Origin of the sequence: Pseudoalteromonas sp. JC3 (genome assembly GCF_030291895.1) — a bacterium.
Taxonomy (GTDB): Bacteria; Pseudomonadota; Gammaproteobacteria; order Enterobacterales; family Alteromonadaceae; genus Pseudoalteromonas.
Map to the genome: position 1 here is coordinate 123,335 of NZ_CP127855.1, position 17,592 is coordinate 140,926.

At 45.0% G+C, this 17,592-nt stretch carries 15 protein-coding genes; 12 read left to right on the top strand and 3 right to left on the bottom strand.

Features of this window, described 5'->3' with window-relative positions:
- Positions 1 to 25: 25 nt before the first annotated feature.
- Positions 26 to 1,153, bottom strand: coding sequence for an acyl-CoA desaturase (locus tag QSH61_RS00575; protein ID WP_010374369.1), 1,128 nt, complete (start codon positions 1,151 to 1,153; stop codon positions 26 to 28).
- Positions 1,154 to 1,278: 125 nt separating this feature from the next.
- On the opposite strand from QSH61_RS00575, the gene fabR reads away from it, so the two are divergent.
- The 6 genes from fabR (at position 1,279) to QSH61_RS00605 (ending at position 7,592) form a co-directional block, all read left to right on the top strand.
- Positions 1,279 to 1,902 carry an HTH-type transcriptional repressor FabR gene (fabR, locus tag QSH61_RS00580; RefSeq protein ID WP_010374371.1) on the top strand — a complete coding sequence of 208 codons (624 nt, stop codon included), beginning with the start codon at positions 1,279 to 1,281 and terminating at the stop codon, positions 1,900 to 1,902.
- A gap of 376 nt (positions 1,903 to 2,278) precedes the next feature.
- Positions 2,279 to 3,826, top strand: coding sequence for a 2-isopropylmalate synthase (gene leuA / locus QSH61_RS00585; protein ID WP_174171028.1), 1,548 nt, complete (start codon positions 2,279 to 2,281; stop codon positions 3,824 to 3,826).
- The gene (gene leuB / locus QSH61_RS00590) at positions 3,823 to 4,899 is read left to right on the top strand and encodes a 3-isopropylmalate dehydrogenase (protein WP_206472309.1); all 1,077 of its coding nucleotides are present in this window, start codon (positions 3,823 to 3,825) and stop codon (positions 4,897 to 4,899) included. Before leuA ends, leuB begins: the two co-directional genes overlap by 4 nt.
- Positions 4,900 to 4,914: 15 nt before the next feature.
- The gene (gene leuC, locus QSH61_RS00595) at positions 4,915 to 6,318 is read left to right on the top strand and encodes a 3-isopropylmalate dehydratase large subunit (protein ID WP_206472311.1); all 1,404 of its coding nucleotides are present in this window, start codon (positions 4,915 to 4,917) and stop codon (positions 6,316 to 6,318) included.
- A complete protein-coding gene (gene leuD, locus QSH61_RS00600) occupies positions 6,315 to 6,914 on the top strand; it encodes a 3-isopropylmalate dehydratase small subunit (protein ID WP_010604312.1) in 600 nt (199 codons plus the stop codon). The genes leuC and leuD overlap by 4 nt, the downstream gene beginning before the upstream one ends.
- An 87-nt stretch (positions 6,915 to 7,001) precedes the next feature.
- Positions 7,002 to 7,592, top strand: coding sequence for a hypothetical protein (locus QSH61_RS00605; RefSeq protein WP_206472313.1), 591 nt, complete (start codon positions 7,002 to 7,004; stop codon positions 7,590 to 7,592).
- Between the two features lie 51 nt (positions 7,593 to 7,643).
- Here QSH61_RS00605 and QSH61_RS00610 read toward each other — a convergent pair whose 3' ends face one another.
- On the bottom strand, positions 7,644 to 8,018 hold the full coding sequence (locus QSH61_RS00610) for a hypothetical protein (RefSeq protein WP_010604314.1): 375 nt from the start codon (positions 8,016 to 8,018) through the stop codon (positions 7,644 to 7,646).
- Positions 8,019 to 8,072: 54 nt separating this feature from the next.
- On the opposite strand from QSH61_RS00610, the gene QSH61_RS00615 reads away from it, so the two are divergent.
- Entirely contained in the window at positions 8,073 to 8,522 is a 450-nt protein-coding gene (locus QSH61_RS00615; protein ID WP_010604315.1) for a tellurite resistance TerB family protein, read from the top strand.
- A 9-nt stretch (positions 8,523 to 8,531) separates the two neighbouring features.
- Here the strand turns inward: QSH61_RS00615 and QSH61_RS00620 are convergent, their stop codons facing one another.
- Complete coding sequence (locus QSH61_RS00620; protein ID WP_010604316.1) at positions 8,532 to 9,044, bottom strand: RNA polymerase sigma factor; 513 nt, start codon at positions 9,042 to 9,044, stop codon at positions 8,532 to 8,534.
- A 498-nt stretch (positions 9,045 to 9,542) separates the two neighbouring features.
- Between QSH61_RS00620 and QSH61_RS00625 the strand changes: the two genes are divergently transcribed.
- The 5 genes from QSH61_RS00625 to acnB all read left to right on the top strand — a co-directional run bounded on the left by QSH61_RS00625 (position 9,543) and on the right by acnB (position 17,556).
- Entirely contained in the window at positions 9,543 to 10,223 is a 681-nt protein-coding gene (locus QSH61_RS00625; RefSeq protein WP_174171032.1) for a DNA-3-methyladenine glycosylase I, read from the top strand.
- 23 nt (positions 10,224 to 10,246) lie between these two features.
- On the top strand, positions 10,247 to 11,668 hold the full coding sequence (locus tag QSH61_RS00630; RefSeq protein ID WP_206472315.1) for a protein adenylyltransferase SelO: 1,422 nt from the start codon (positions 10,247 to 10,249) through the stop codon (positions 11,666 to 11,668).
- On the top strand, positions 11,669 to 13,447 hold the full coding sequence (locus QSH61_RS00635) for an ABC transporter ATP-binding protein (protein WP_206472317.1): 1,779 nt from the start codon (positions 11,669 to 11,671) through the stop codon (positions 13,445 to 13,447).
- A 151-nt stretch (positions 13,448 to 13,598) separates the two neighbouring features.
- Positions 13,599 to 14,648 (top strand): OmpA family protein, encoded by a 1,050-nt coding sequence (locus QSH61_RS00640; protein WP_206472338.1) that lies wholly within the window; start codon positions 13,599 to 13,601, stop codon positions 14,646 to 14,648.
- A gap of 310 nt (positions 14,649 to 14,958) precedes the next feature.
- The gene (gene acnB, locus QSH61_RS00645) at positions 14,959 to 17,556 is read left to right on the top strand and encodes a bifunctional aconitate hydratase 2/2-methylisocitrate dehydratase (RefSeq protein WP_206472319.1); all 2,598 of its coding nucleotides are present in this window, start codon (positions 14,959 to 14,961) and stop codon (positions 17,554 to 17,556) included.
- Positions 17,557 to 17,592 lie beyond the last annotated feature (36 nt).

Consider the following 17,592-nt stretch of genomic DNA (forward strand, 5'->3'; position numbering starts at 1 on the left):
CTTTAGTTATTGAGGCCGCTGAACATTATGCCGTTTTCAGTAGCCTCGAATTTAGTGCAATCCAAGCTTGTTTTTGGCTTTCCCAAGCTTGTTCTAGCTCTTTATATTGTTGCATCAGTGCGGAATGTTCGCACTGTGCAAGTACTGCCTCTTTCTTCGCTTCGAGTACCTGCTTTTGTACAGTACAGTAGTTTTGAAGCTTTTTAAGAAGTAAATCATACTCTTGTTGTAACAATGTAAGCTTATCTTGCGCCAAAGGCAATTTTGCGAGACTGACTTTAGTCTTATTCAACAAGGTCTCCGCCTTAGCTTTTTCAATGCGCTCAACCGGAGTGCGTTTTAGCTTACTGGCAAGGCCCAGTGCTGCAAAAGTGCGGATCAGCCATTTAGTTGGGTCATAGTGATACCAGCGAATACCATTACGGTAGTCGCTGGCAAAAATATGATGAAAGTTATGGTAGCCTTCACCGTAAGTGAATAGGGCTAGCAAACCATTGTCTCGCGCGGTATTTTTTTCGGTGTAAGGACGACTACCCCAAATGTGCGCCAGTGAATTGATAAAGAAGGTAAAGTGTTGACTGAGTACGAGTCTGAGTACGCCTGCAAGTAACAACATACCAAACACATTTCCGAGTAATAAACCTAGCACTAACGGGATGCCGATATTTGTAAGTAACACCAATTTCATATAGTGCTTGTGTTGCCACATCACGATAGGGTTACGTTGTAAGTCTCTGGCGTTATTATAATCACCGTAAGTCTCGCCTTGATAATCTCTCAGCATCCAACCGATATGGCTATACCAGAAGCCTCGTGTTGCGGCGTACGGATCTTTTACTGGGTCGTCGACTTGGCCGTGGTGTACACGGTGATCGCTACTCCAATGTAATATACTGTTTTGTAACGCGAATGCGCCACCCAACGCAAAAATAACTTGAATCACAGGATGGGCGTCATAGGCTTTATGCGCCCATAAACGGTGATACCCTGCGGTGATCGACAGACCGGCGTAAAACATACAGGCAACAAAAGCTACCCAGTGGCTGGTGGTATAGCCGTATTCAAAGCCATACCAAGGCACCAAAGTGATCGCAGCTAAAAACGATAAGCTAAAGAACAGCACATTGGTCCATAAAATGGGTGGTTTTTTCATCAATTAATCTCAAAATCTAATTTCAGCGTACAACTGTACGCTAAAATAGTATTTCATTCTTGCTGCGTCAAGGTTTAGACTGCGGTTTATTGTTCTTATTTTTCGAAGCGAATTGGGGAAAGTCCATGGCTGGTGTACGCGCCCAACAAAAACAGAAGACCCGTCAAGCGCTTATCGAAGCGGCATTTAATCAACTAAGTGCTGAGCATAGTTTCTCGAATTTAAGCCTGCGTGAAGTCGCACGAGAGGCGGGTATCGCACCTACTTCTTTTTATCGACATTTTAAGGATATGAACGAGCTCGGGCTGACTATGGTAGATGAAGCGGGTTTAACCTTGCGACAATTAATGCGCCAAGCAAGGCGTCGCATCGCTAAAGGTGGTAGCGTGATCAATACTTCTGTGCACACCTTTATGGAATTTATTGAGCAGTCGAGCAACCAATTTCGTTTATTACTGCGTGAACGTTCGGGTACTTCGCCTGCGTTTCGTGCCGCCGTGGCTAGAGAAATCAAACATTTTATCTTAGAGCTTGCTCATTACCTTGAAACAGAAACGGGAGTAGATACTCATCACGCCCACATGCAAGCTGAAGCAATGGTCACCTTAGTATTTAGCTCTGGTGCTGAGGCTTTAGATCAAGATCCCCCACAACGCGCTGAACTGACCGAGCGTTTGAAGTGGCAGTTGCGGTATATCGCAAAAGGTGCCTCTGGTTATGCAAAACATCCAGAACCAATAAAAAAATAGCCTAAATTGGCTATTTTTTTATTGGTAATTAAAATTCAAAATAACCCTGCTCACTTCATATCCTATCTGTGTTCACTTCTGATCTTGAAATATATTTTCTAAAACTGGCGTTATTGTGATTTAAGTTTCCAATAAGTCGAGGTTTGAGCTCTGTTTTTGGGATAATTTATGCTTGATTGTCGCTTTTAAAGCATGTTAAAACATAACCAATTCATCAACAGGAACACTTAGCTCAATGAAAATGACTGCGCGTATTTCACTCTTTCTTAACCTCCTACTGGTAAACCAGAGGGATGGGGTGTAATTGCGCGAATTGAGCGACATTTACTGTAGACACCCCGCACTTGCGGGGTTTTTTTTGGCTGAGGATAAGGGTATGCAAGATAAAGTCTGGATTTTCGATACAACATTAAGGGACGGTGAGCAGGCGTTAAAAGCCAGCTTAACAGAAGAAGATAAAATACAACTGGCGCATACCATTAGTCGTCTCAATGTGGATGTCATGGAAGTGGGTTTTCCAGTATCAAGTCCGGCTGATTTTCGTGCGGTACAACGCATTGCTGCCGAGGTAAAAGGTCCAGCAATTTGTGGCCTTGCGCGTGCGGTTGGTAAAGATATCGACGCGTGTGGCGAAGCCCTTAAAGGTGCTGAGCAGCGTCGCATTCACACTTTTATTGCAACCAGCCCTCTGCACCTAGAACATAAGTTAAGAATGAGTCTAGATGATGCGACTAACATGGCGATTAAGGCCATTTCTCAAGCCAGAAAGTACACTGATGATGTTGAGTTTTCGTGTGAAGATGCCGGCCGTACGCCACACGCTGATCTGTGTCGTATTGTTGAAGCGGCGATTAATGCCGGTGCATCCACGATTAACTTGCCTGATACCGTAGGTTACGTCACACCAGACGAGTATGCAGCGATGATTTACCATATTCGTAATAATGTGCCTAACATCGACAAAGCCAGACTAAGCGTCCATTGTCACAACGATTTAGGACTTGCGGTGGCAAACTCAATCGCGGCGGTACAAGCCGGTGCAAGACAAATCGAATGTACCATCAATGGTATTGGTGAGCGTGCAGGTAACTGCTCACTAGAAGAAGTGGCGATGATCATGAAGATGCGCCAAGACCACCTAAAAGTGCACACCGATATTCGTAGCGAAGAGATTTATCGCGCGTCGCGCCAAGTTGCTAAAATCTGCAATATGCCGGTGCAGCCAAACAAGGCAATTGTGGGTGAAAATGCCTTTGCACATAGCTCGGGTATTCACCAAGACGGCGTCTTAAAAGCACAAAACACCTATGAAATCATGGCACCAGAAACCGTTGGCGTGCCGAGTAATCAGTTAAATATGACTTCACGCTCTGGCCGACATGTTATCGAGCATCGTCTTACCGAGCTTGGCTATCAGAAATCGGATTACGATATGGATAGCCTGTATGAAAGCTTCTTAGCATTAGCCGATCAAAAGGGCACGGTTTACGACTATGACCTTGAAGCGATGATTTATTTCAACCAAATAAAAGATAAAGACGAGCGCTACCAATTACAGTTCGTCAATGCATCTTCTAACTCTCAATCCATCGCGAGCGCGACAGTAGGAATTGCCTTGAATGGTGAGCTTAAGCAAGAAGCGGCAACCGGTAACGGTCCTGTAGAAGCGGCATTTGTAGCCATTGAACGTATCACTGGCATGGCGGTGGAAGTGGTGGAATATAACCTTGATGCGACGGGTAAAGGGGCAAGTTCACTGGGCCAAGTCGATATTATTGCCAAGTTTGATGGTAAGCAATATCACGGTGTGGGACTTGCAGCCGACATTGTTGAAGCGTCAGTGAGAGCCATGATCCGAGTATATAACCTAATTGATAGAGCACAAAAAGTGTCTAGCCTAAAACAACAAAGGAAAGCAGGATGAGTCAAACAAACTACAAAATCGCAGTACTAGCTGGAGATGGAATTGGTCCAGAAGTGATGCAAGCCGCTGAGCTGGTATTAGATAAAGTGGCGACTAAGTTCAACTTTGCTTTAGAAAAATCACCACAAGCGATTGGTGGTGCGGCCATAGACCAATTTGGCGAAGCCTTACCCGCGGCGACATTGGCCGCATGTGAAGCCGCTGATGCGATTCTGTTTGGCTCTGTGGGTGGGCCTAAGTGGGAGCACTTACCGCCAAATGAGCAACCAGAACGGGCATCCTTATTACCGCTTAGAAAGCACTTTCAGCTATTTTGTAATCTGCGTCCTGCGCAGCTATTACCCGCATTGAGCGCTGCCTCTCCACTACGCAGCGACATTAGTCAGCAAGGTTTTGATATTTTATGCGTCCGTGAGCTTACTGGCGGGATTTATTTTGGCGAAAAAGGTCGTCAAGGTGAGGGCGAAAGCGAGTCGGCGTTTGATACGCAAACCTATTCGCGCAAAGAAATCGAACGCATCGCCCGTTTTGCTTTTGATGCGGCGAGACTTAGAAGCAATCATGTGACTTCTGTAGACAAAGCCAACGTGTTGGCAACCAGTGTACTGTGGCGTGAAGTAGTCAATGAAGTCGCGAAAGAATACCCAGATGTGGCGCTTGATCATATTTATATCGACAACGCTGCGATGCAGTTGGTAAAGCAACCAAGCCAGTTTGATGTGCTACTGTGCGACAACCTGTTCGGTGACATCCTTTCTGATGAATGTGCAATGATCACGGGTTCCATGGGGTTATTACCATCGGCAAGTCTAAATCAATCGGGCTTTGGCTTATATGAGCCAGCAGGCGGCTCAGCACCAGATATCGCCGGGAAAGGGGTGGCAAACCCAATCGCACAAATTTTAAGTGCCGCGCTGATGCTACGTTATTCATTGGGGCAAGACGAAGCGGCACGCGCAATTGAAAAGGCAGTAGCAGAGGCGGTGAAATATGGTGTAGGTACACCGGATATCTATCCTCAAGCAGGGTTTACTACTATGGATGTCGCGCAAGCGATCGTCGACAGGGTTTAATAAAGGTAAGAGCAAGTGGCAAAAACATTATACGATAAAATTTGGCAATCCCATGTGGTTGCTAAATTAAATGAGCAAACCGATCTCTTGTACATTGACCGTCATCTAGTACACGAAGTCACTTCACCGCAGGCATTTGCGGGATTAAGAGAGCAGAACCGTCCGGTAAGATGTCCAGAAAAAACCTTTGCGACAATGGATCATAATGTCTCGACCAAGAGCCGTTCGATTGATGCTGCCAGTGAGGTGAGCAAAAACCAGCTACAGGCGTTGGCACAAAACTGTGAAGAGTTCGGCATTGTACTTTACGATTTAAATTCGATTAACCAAGGCATAGTGCACGTAATGGGACCTGAGCAAGGGATCACTTTGCCGGGTACAACGATTGTATGTGGCGATAGCCATACCTCAACGCATGGTGCATTTGGTGCGCTGGCTCACGGTATTGGTACATCAGAGGTTGAACATGTGCTGGCCACGCAAACATTACAGCAGAAAAAAGCCAAATCGTTAAAAATTCAAGTGAATGGCGTCTTGCGTCCGACCGTGACTGCAAAAGACTTGATCCTCGCTGTGATTGGGCAATTAGGCACAGCTGGTGGCACTGGCTATGTGGCTGAGTTTTGTGGGGCGGGGATCGAAGCGCTGTCGATGGAAGCGCGGATGACGCTGTGTAATATGAGTATTGAAATGGGGGCGAAAGCTGGCTTGATCGCACCTGACGAGAAAACCTTTGCGTATTTACGTGGTCGCCCATTTGCACCTCAAGGCGAAGACTTTGATGCTGCGGTGCACTACTGGAAAACCTTGCATAGCGACCCGGATGCTGAATTTGATCGTGTCGTGGAGCTGGATGCTGACAGTGTACAACCTCAAGTAACGTGGGGGACAAGTCCAGAGCAAGTCATTGGTATTAATGACTTAGTACCGAACCCTGACGATGAACCTAATTTAGTCAAAGCGGATGCGATGCGCAGCGCGTTGAAATATATGGGCCTCACAGCAGGACAAAGGCTAAGCGATGCCAAAGTCGACACCGTATTTATTGGCTCTTGCACCAATAGCCGTATTGAAGATTTGCGTGCGGCGGCACAACTGGTGGTGGGTAAGCACGTAGCGGCAGGCGTTGAAGCGCTAATCGTCCCAGGATCTGGATTAGTAAAGCAGCAAGCCGAACAAGAGGGCTTAGCCGATATTTTCAAAGCTGCGGGATTTGAGTGGCGAGAACCGGGCTGCTCTATGTGCTTGGCGATGAACGATGATCGGCTTGGCGCAGAAAAACGCTGTGCATCGACCTCAAACCGTAACTTTGAAGGGCGTCAAGGGCGAGGCGGTCGTACGCATTTGGTGAGTCCAGCAATGGCTGCCGCAGCGGCAATTGCAGGTCACTTTACTGATATTCGAGGAGAGGCGTCATGAGCGTGTTTCATCAGGGCCTAGTTGCGCCATTAGACAAAAACAATGTTGATACAGACCAAATTATTCCCAAGCAGTTTTTAACTTCAACCAGCCGCGACGGGTTTGATAAAGCGCTGTTTTATGATTGGCGCTATCTTGACGATGGCCAGCCAGATCCGAATTTTGTACTTAACTATCGACAATATCGGGGCGCGTCAATCTTGTTAACGCGTGACAACTTTGGTTGTGGCTCGTCTCGTGAGCATGCTCCTTGGGCACTAAAACAATATGGTTTTACCGTGATCCTAGCCGAGAGCTTTGCCGATATCTTTTTTAACAATTGTGGTAATAACCAAATGCTTTGCATTGCGTTACCAGCCAGCACGTTAGATACGCTCTTCGATGCATGTGAGCAACAATCACAAGTGCATTTGAGTATTGACCTAGAAGCGCAGCAGATAAGCGGAGCGGGTATTGCACCAATTGACTTTGAGGTGCGAGAAGACATCAAAGCACGCCTCTTGAGTGGCCTTGACTTTATCGGTGAGACCGAATTATTAAATGCCCAAATTGATGCCTTTGAGCAGCAGCTTGCTACGACAAGACCTTGGCAATAATAGCTGTTTACTCAATTTGGTCGAATAATTTTGCCACAAAGCCAGAAGCTGATTAAGCTCTGGCTTTATTTGTTTTAGGTGTCTCCAATGAAAAAATTAACTTTAGCGCTACTCGCAACCTTGAGCTGCGCAGCCTTCGCGCGTCCTGCCCCGCTGGTTTCCATCCCAAGCCATGATGCATTTTTTGACGCTATTAAAGCGCATTGTGGTAAAGCCTACGAAGGTAAAGTAACGGTGGATAATCAAGGTCCAAGCAGCTTTAGCGATGCGCGTCTTGTGATGCACGTTCGTAAATGTGGCGACGCTGAGCTTCAAGTCCCATTTCATGTAGGAAAAGATGCTTCAAGAACTTGGATCATCACCAAAACAGGGAGTGGTTTGAGCTTAAAGCACGATCACCGCCATGAAGATGGCAGTGACGATGTTTCTACTATGTATGGGGGTCATACCCTAGATGCGGGATTTAATACCGTGCAGTCGTTCCCTGCTGATGAATACTCAAAACAGTTATTTGTCCAACAAGGGATCCCACAATCAATTGGAAATACATGGCAGATGTATATCTATCCAGAGCAGTTTACCTATCGTTTAGTGCGTGAAGGGCGAGAGTTCCGAGTGGACTTTGATTTAACAAAACCAGTAACCGCACCAGCAGCACCTTGGGGGTATGAAAACTAAACCCAGAGCGGGTTACAGAAAAAGATTTATAGCGCTAACAAAAATGTGTGGCTATTTGGCCACACACTTTACGTCTACTGTTAAGTCATTCTGGTAAGGTCTTGGCTCTAATGGCATCTTATCAAAGCCTTGGACGCCACCGAGTAATGTCAATTGTGGGTTACTACCTTGGCATAAGCGTTTGGCATGGCGCAGCAAAAAAACGCTTTGTTGCCTAAAATGCGCATAACTATCTGGCTTAATTGCCAGTCGAAAGTGGTCATCGTTATACGTGGTTTGCTCATAATGTACTTTATGGTCAAAGTCATAAAGTTTTTCAGGTTCGCCTCTTGGAACCGGTGTGTATTGGCACGCTGAGAGCAATGTTACGCTTACAATTAGGGAACTTAGCTTTAATGAATTTAGTCTCAATGATAACTTACGCATAACCATCCTTTTAGTCTGCTACATTACTAGTATATCATATGGGAGTTTAGTCACTTGCTTAACCAACTTAAAAAACTATTTCAAAGTTTGCAGGAGTCGTCACCGAGACAAGAAATCGACTTTAATACCGCGCTTGCTGCATTACTGGTCGAAGTGATGCGAGCGGACGGCAAACTACAACAGTCGGAATTCGATAAAATTGCGGAGTTACTCAAAACACGTTGTGAATTGCCTGAACCACAAGTCAGTGCACTGATAACACAAGCGCAGCAATTGGTGGAACAGGCAGTAGATATGTATTCTTTTGCCAAGCAAGTGAACAATCACACCAGCGACATTGAGCGCATCGAGGTCATTGAGCTGTTGTGGCACGTTGCTTATGCTGATGGTGAGTTAGACAGTCATGAAGACCATATAATTCGGAAAATAGCCGGGCTGTTTTATGTTGCCCACCCTGATTTCATTGCTGCGAAGCTACGAGTACAACAATCAGCTAGTGTATAATCCTCTATTCTAGTGAGCTAAAAACTCCTTTTGGCAGCTGTGTACAGCCTCTTTTATCATAAAGTTAACCAAGGTTGGTGAGATTTTATAAAGCTTCGCAATTTCTTTTTGTTTGAATCGACCAGTACGATAAAAGCTAATGATATTTTGATGGCGAGTTGACAGTTTTTGGATTGTTGAGTCCATGCGTCTATCCAGTTGCGCCGACTCGACTTTGTTTTCGATATCTGAATCTGTGTCTGACATGTACTCTACATGCGTTGCCTCAAGGGCAACTAAGCTTTCTCGACTTTGCTTTCTAAGCATATCGATTGCAATATTCCTAGCCACTTGGAAGCAGAAACTCGTTGTGTTATTGATTTGCGCATTTTGTGTATGTGACATGCTGCTAAGACGGATAAAAGTGTCCTGTAACGCATCTTCGGCAAGATAGGGGCATTTTAAGATACTGTTGAGATACGCGAGTACCTTCCCTTTGTTGTCTGAAATAACGTTAGCCCACTTGATAGCAAACTTGGACACAGATCACACTCCTATGTTAATTATATTTTACCATTGCAAATGAAAACACTTATCATTTGCTGTGCGATCTTATTTTCTGTTATGGGTTCATGTCAAGTTAAATTAATACTTTTACGCAATTTTTTGCACCATATATTAACATTCTATTGTCATTACAATTACTGAGAAAGTTGCTAGCAGATTACGGTCAACATGGGCTTTATCTCTACAAGGTGAGCTTGGTGCTCTCTAACAATGGAAGTGGTTAAGTTAACAAAATGAAAACTAACTGTGTGACTGTTCGTTAGGGAGCGGTAATCACAATGTGCTTTGTTGGGTGCTTGGAAAAAAGAGTCGGCTTTGAGCTGCTCTTAATATTGATGGTGTTGGTATGATGTTAAAGGGATATCTGTCTTGTATAAGAGCAACCTGAGCAATCTACTTTTATTAAAATTAACTCACACCGAAAAGTCAGATAAGTTACCCTGTATTTGATAACAATCAAACTCGGTCATGAGCATGAAAGTATTCGAAAAAATTTATCATAGAGCTGCCGAGCGCAAAGGCTCTGAGGCGGCGCTAAAAGCTAAGCTTAACCAACCATTGAGTGCCGAATCACTATTGGCATTAAGTGATGATCAATGGCTAGAAGAATTTACTCGCAAGATTTTCCAGAGCGGGTTTTATTGGGCGGTGGTTGATAATAAGTGGGATGGCTTTAGAGAAGTATTTTGGCAATTCTCAATTGAGAAGTTGCTTATGATGTCACCTGAAATGTATGAGCAACGTAGTCAGGATGAACGGATCATTCGTAATGCTAAAAAGGTAAAAAGTATCGCTGACAATTGCCATATGATTTTTGCAGTGCAACAACAGTATGGTCGCTTTAGTGATTTCGTCGCACACTGGCCTGAAGACAATATCGTAGGTCTGTGGCTGTACTTGAAAAAGCATGGTTCGAGACTCGGTGGGAATACTGGGCCTTACGCACTTCGTGTGTTAGGTAAAGATACGTTTTTACTGAGTAAAGACGTCGAAACGGTGCTACGTGCCGAGAAGATCATAGACGGAGGCTTACAAAGTCAGAAGTCACTGCAATCGGCGCAGCAGTTTTTCAATGAAATGCGTCAATATAGCGGGCTTAGCTTACAAGAGTTAAGCCAAATTGTGTCAATGAGTGTTGGTGATAATATTCGCTAGGCGCTAAAAATAGAGATGATCGCATGGTATTTTTTCAGCCCTATCAGGGTTCTGCTCTGCTCTTTAAGGAGCAACCAACAAGATTTAATCAGCCCACATTACTACTATCTAATACGCCGTTGCTAGTTAAGCTTGAGCTAAAGGAATACGACACCACAGCGCTTGCTGAGCTGTTAAGTGGTCAGCGCCCTTTAGGTTATATTGAACCTACGAGCTTAGCCTACAGTGGTCATCAGTTTGGGCAATTTAACCCGTTACTTGGTGATGGCCGAGCGCATTTAATTGGCGGGGTGAAGCTCGATGACGGACGTCAATACGACCTGCACTTGAAAGGCTCTGGAGCGACGCGATTTTCTCGCGGTGGTGATGGCTTTTGTGCGCTAGGACCTGCGGTACGTGAGTTTATAATGAGCCAAGCTATGGTTGGCTTGGGGGTTCCAACTACGGAATGCCTAGCTGTTGTAACCACTGGACACCATGTTTATCGTCAAGGTGAAGTACCTGGCGCAGTTGTATGTCGTGTGGCAAAAAGTCATATCCGCATCGGTACCTTGCAATATCTGGCTACACAGCAAGATAAAGATGAGCTATGGAGCCTACTTAACTTGCTGGGCGAGCAATTATTTGAGGGATTTAAAGTTGAGACCGAACAGGATGTACTCGAATTGTTTCGTGAAGTGTGTGAGCAGTTGGTGGACTTAGTTGTCGAGTGGATGCGGGTTGGCTTTATTCATGGCGTGATGAATACCGACAATATTTTGCTCAGTGGCGAAACGATAGACTTCGGCCCTTGTGCAATGATGGAAAAGTTTGATTTTAACGCCGTGTTTAGCTCTATCGACCGCCAAGGCCGCTATGCGTTTGGTAATCAGCCAAACATCATGAATTGGAACTGTGCGCGACTTGCCGAGGCCTTATTGGTGTTATGGCAGGATGAGCAAGCGGGAATTGAAGCATTTAGTCAAATTTTAGCGGAGTTTTCTGAATCGTTTAATCGCAAGTACAAAGATATGTGGGCGGCTAAGCTTGGTATTGATGAATGGAGCGACGCAGACGACATTCTACTTAGTGACTTACTCAAGTTGATGACGGAGCACGAACTAGACTTTACCAATACCTTTGCGGCACTAACTAATAGCTTGCTTGGTCATCCAAACAAAGCTTTATCCGTGCCAACGGAGTTGGAGAGCTGGCAGCGACAATGGGCGCAAAGGCGTGCTCTCGATGAGGTTGCGGCTAACTTGATGAGCCAAGCTAACCCGATACTTATCCCCCGTAATGCGTTGGTGGAGGCTGAGATTGCGCTGTTTAATCGCCAAGGCATGAGCAAAACGCTAGAGGATTGGCTAACTGCGTTGACGTCGCCCTATGATTACAAAGACTATCCTGAATCGTGGATCAGCGCGTCTACACCGGCCCACTATCAAACTTTTTGTGGAACCTAAATGGCAGAACAGCAGCTTTCTTGGCAAGAAATTAAACGTAAAGTCCTTGAGCACAAACGGCCGCTTATTAAGGCACATATCATCGCCTTGTTTGCCGCGTTGGTGAGTGTCCCTATCCCTTTGATGATGCCGTTGCTGGTCGATGAAGTCTTACTAGACACACCAGGTAGAGCAGTCGCTTGGATGAACTCGGTATTGCCCGAGCAATGGCATGGCCCCAGTGGCTATATCGTGGTTATTTTGTTGGCTGTAATAACCATGCGTTTGGCCAGCTTGGTGTTAGGGGTGATGCAGTCACGCCAGTTTACTATTATTGGCAAGGACATTAGTTATCAAATCCGTGAGCGCTTACTTACGCATTTACCTAAAGTTCAACTGAAGGAGTACGAAAGCCAAGGCGGTGCAGCAATTAGTTCTCGCTGTATTACCGATGTGGAAACCTTGGATAAATTTATCAGTCAAACCTTGTCACGCTTTTTAATCGGTTTACTCACAATCATTGGCACTGCGGCGATTTTGCTTTGGATTGATTGGATGTTGGGGCTGGTGATCTTGTTGCTCAATCCGGCGGTCATCTATTTTTCTCGGCAGTTTGGCAAACATGTTAAAGAGCTGAAAAAGGAAGAGAATGCTGCATTTGAGGCACTGCAAACTTCACTAGTCGAGACGCTAGATGCTATTTCTCAACTAAAAGCCGTTCGTCGAGAGGGTAACTACTTTGCACAAGTTAAAGTAGCTGCCAAAGATCTCAAACATTACGCGGTGCAGTCACAATGGAAAACGGATGCGGTTAACCGCTTAAGTTTTACCGTGTTTTTGGTGGGGTTCGAGTTTTTCCGTGCTGTCGCTATGTTTATGGTGGTGTTTTCTGATTTAACGGTCGGCCAGATATTTGCGGTATTTGGTTACCTTTGGTTCATGATGGGGCCTGTGCAGGAAATTCTTGGTATTCAATATGCGTACTATGGTGCCTCGGCGGCACTTAGTAGGTTAAATCAGGTTTTTAATTTTGCGACAGAAGCACAATATCCCGCTACGAAAACCGTCTTTGATTCATCTCAGGTTGATATCAAATTTGCCAATATAGACTTCGCTTACGTTGCAGAGCAACCCGTGCTCAAACAGGTATCTTTGCATATTCCAGCAGGGAAGAAAGTAGCGTTAGTAGCGGTGTCTGGAGGTGGTAAATCTACTTTGGTGCAATTGCTTTTGGGATTGTATGAAAAACAAGGCGGCGAGATTCATATAAATGACACGCCAGTAGAGCAGATTGGATACGAAGCTGTGCGAGATAATATAGTGACTGTACTGCAGCAGCCGATACTCTTTAATACCAGCATCCGTGAAAATCTAGCAATGGGAAGAGAGGTATCTGACAAAATACTGTGGCAGGCACTCCGAGTTGCAGAGCTAGCCGATACCGTACTTGCGCTAGCCGACAAGTTAGATGCGCAAGTCGGTCGCAACGGGATTAAATTGTCCGGAGGACAGAAGCAAAGGTTAGCCATTGCTAGAATGGTTGTTGCCGATCCTAAAGTGGTGGTGCTGGATGAAGCGACCTCAGCACTTGATATTGAGACTGAGGCAAAAATTCATCGCAATTTGCAAGCGTTTTTGGCTGATAGAACGACTTTGATTATTGCACATCGACTGAGCGCAATAAAACAAGCCGACTTAATTTATGTTTTAGATGATGGTGAAGTGTCCCAGTATGGAGAACATAAGGATTTGTTAAAGGAACAAGGTCTGTATCAAATCCTATTTGGTCATCAAAATTAATTCATAAATAGCAAAAATTCCTTATGTAACGTTAAGTAAACATTAATGGACGAGCTAATATTATCTATGCAACGTAATCAGTAGACGCATTTTCTGGTAGACTATCCGAGTCAATACTCAATGCGTTAACTAACAGAGATGGGAAGGAATGATGAAAATTAAAACTTTGAGCTTACTAGTTGCGATGGCAGTAACAGCCAATGCAAATGCAAACACCACTGAACCTACTGAAGGTGTATATCTTGGTGTATTCGGTGATTACTATGATGCTGACTGGCAAAATCACCGTGATATGGCTGGCTTAGACGTAGAAGAGTCTACTGGTTGGGGTGCTGAAATCGGCTACCGTTTTGATAAATATTGGAGTGGTCGTCTTGAGTATGCAGACATGGATTTTGATCTTGGTGGGATCAGCAATGGTTCACTAGACGCAGAGCGTTATGGTATCGATGGTTTATATCACTTTGATGGTGGCCCATTCTATGGTCTAGTGGGTATCAAAAAGATGAATCTGGACGTCATTTCAGATAACACTTTTGCTAACGTTGGTGCTGGTGTTCGTCACTACTTCACCGATCACTTGTTCGTGAATGCAGAAGCGGCAGTTTACCAAGGCTTAGAAGCAGGTTTTACTGATGTTGGCGGTAAAATTGGTATCAACTACTCATTCGGTAGCGCTGGTAAAACGGAAGAAGTTGCACCTGCTCCGGCACCTGTAGTTGCAGAAGCACCACAAGACAGTGATAAAGACGGTGTTGTGGATAGCGAAGACAAATGTGCCAATACACCAATGACCGATGCTGTTGATGCGTCAGGTTGTACTCTATATGAAACGAATGAAGACAAAGTAAATCTACTGGTTCGTTTCCCGCACGATGATGCTTCTTTCTCACAGCAATATGTTGATGATATCAACGCGGTTGCTAAGTTTTTAAAAGAACATAAAAATGCAGATGTAGTGATTGAAGGTCACGCATCAGCAGTAGGTGATGCGGATTACAACCAAAAGCTTTCTGAGCGCCGCGCGAAAAACGTTGCTGAGAAACTCGTAGATATGGGTATTGATTCAATGCGTATTACCACAGTAGGCTACGGTGAAGAGCGTTTGAAAAACCCAGCTAATACGCTTGAAGCGCATGCTGAAAACCGTCGCGTGGAAGCGCACGTTTCTTCTAAAGAGAAAGTAAAAGTTAAGCGTTAATTTTTACTTAACTTATGCAAAAAGGCTCCTTCGGGAGCCTTTTTTAATCCCACCAAGCGTACCTTTTCGCAAAATTAAAATGATTCTCGTTTGACTAATATTCATCAAAATATACTTGTTTCGGTATGCTTATTCATTGTATTTATAGTGACTATAAGGCGAGGTATCGCATGCAAGATTTTCATCTATACTCAAAGACCTTATAATTGTTCATTATATTTTATGGTCAAGGGAATGGTTCAGCCGATTGCATCAATAATCGCAGCCAGATCATTTACTTGTCTGTCCACGTCACCAAGAGGGCAATATTGTGCTTCAAGAATATCGTAAACACGTAGAAGAGCGTGCCGCGCAAGGTATCGTGCCTAAGCCGTTAGACGCGCAGCAAACTGCTGACCTTATCGAATTACTAAAAACTCCACCTGCAGGTGAAGAAGAGTTCATCGTTGATCTATTTATCAATCGTGTACCGCCAGGTGTAGATGATGCCGCTTACGTAAAAGCAGGCTTTTTGGCTGCAGTAGCGAAAGGCGAAGCTGAATCACCACTCATTTCAAAAGAGTATGCAGCTGAACTACTTGGCACTATGCTTGGTGGTTACAACATCGCGCCTATGATCGACCTACTAGACGATGCCGCTATCGCGCCAATCGTTGCTAAAGGTTTGTCTCACACGCTACTGATGTTTGACGCATTCTACGATGTAGAAGAAAAAGCAAAAGCGGGCAATGAGTTTGCTAAGCAAGTGATTGAGTCATGGGCAAATGCAGAATGGTTTCTTGAGAAGCCAGCCGTTGCAGACAAGATTTCAGTGACTGTATTCAAAGTAACGGGTGAGACAAATACAGATGACTTGTCTCCAGCACCAGATGCTTGGTCTCGTCCTGATATCCCATTACACGCGTTGGCTATGCTTAAAAACGAGCGTGACGGTATCAACCCTGATAAGCCAGGTGAAGTAGGTCCAATTGCACAACTGGAAGAGCTTAATGGTAAAGGTTTACCGCTAGCGTACGTAGGTGACGTTGTTGGTACAGGCTCATCTCGTAAATCTGCAACTAACTCCGTACTTTGGTTCATGGGTGATGACATTCCATTCGTACCAAACAAGCGCGTTGGCGGTGTGTGTCTAGGTGGTAAAATTGCGCCAATCTTCTTCAATACCATGGAAGATTCAGGTGCACTACCGATTGAGCTTCCAGTTGACGAACTAAATATGGGCGACCAAATCGACATCTTCCCATACGAAGGTGTGGTTAAGCGTCACGGTACTGACGAAGTTATCTCAACGTTCTCACTGAAATCAGACGTAATTCTTGATGAAGTGCGTGCTGGTGGCCGTATTCCATTGATCATCGGTCGTGGTCTAACTGATAAAGCTCGTGCTTCACTAGGCCTAGAAGCTGAAGATATCTTCCGTAAGCCTAAGTTAGTGGCTGATTCTGGTAAAGGCTTTACGCTTGCACAGAAGATGGTTGGTAAAGCATGTAACATGGCAGGTGTACGCCCAGGTCAATACTGTGAGCCAACAATGACAACAGTAGGTTCTCAGGATACTACGGGTCCAATGACGCGTGATGAGCTTAAAGATCTTGCTTGTCTTGGCTTCTCTGCTGACCTTACAATGCAGTCATTCTGTCATACCTCAGCTTATCCTAAGCCAATCGATGTAAACACACACCACACACTTCCTGATTTCATCATGAACCGTGGCGGTGTATCACTACGCCCTGGTGACGGTGTTATCCACTCATGGCTAAACCGTATGCTACTTCCAGATACAGTAGGTACAGGTGGTGACTCACATACTCGTTTCCCGTTAGGTATTTCATTCCCAGCCGGTTCAGGTGCAGTAGCGTTTGCAGCAGCAACGGGCGTAATGCCGTTGGATATGCCTGAGTCAATCCTTGTTCGTTTTAAAGGTGAAATGCAGCCGGGTATCACATTACGTGACCTAGTACACGCTATCCCTTACTATGCAATCCAGCAAGGTCTATTGACGGTTGAGAAAAAAGGTAAGATCAACGAATTCTCTGGTCGCATCCTTGAAATCGAAGGTGTTGAGCATTTAACGGTTGAGCAAGCGTTCGAGCTATCTGACGCATCTGCAGAGCGTAGTGCGGCAGGTTGTACTGTTAAGCTTTCACAAGCGTCTATCGAAGAGTACCTAAACTCTAATATCGTGATGCTTAAGTGGATGATCTCTGAAGGCTATGGTGATGTACGTACCATTGAGCGTCGTATCACTAAGATGGAAGAGTGGCTAGCGAATCCTGAGCTAATGACTGCTGACGCGGATGCAGAATACGCGCACACCATTGAGATTGATCTTGCTGATATCAAAGAGCCAATCCTTTGTGCACCAAATGACCCTGATGACGCTCGTCTACTTTCAGCGGTAACTGGTGAGAAGATCGACGAAGTATTCATCGGCTCTTGTATGACTAACATCGGTCACTTCCGTGCAGCTGGTAAACTACTGGATAATTTCGGTGGTCGTCTACCAACGCAACTATGGGTTGCTCCACCAACGAAGATGGACCGCGATCAGTTAACTGACGAAGGTTACTACGGTATTTACGGTCGTGTAGGTGCACGTATCGAAACTCCAGGATGTTCACTATGTATGGGTAACCAGGCACGTGTTGCTGATAAAGCAACGGTTGTTTCTACCTCGACTCGTAACTTCCCTAACCGTTTAGGTACAGGTGCAAACGTATTCCTTGCATCAGCAGAGCTTGCAGCGGTAGCTGCTATTCTTGGTAAACTACCAACACCTGCTGAATATCAAGAGTATGCAGAGAAGATCAATGCAACGGCTGCGGACACTTACCGTTACTTGAACTTCCATAAGATGCCTCAGTACACTAAAAAGGCAGACTCAGTGATCATTCAACAAGCGGTTTAATTACTCGCTCTAGAATACATTGAAAGAAAAAAGCCA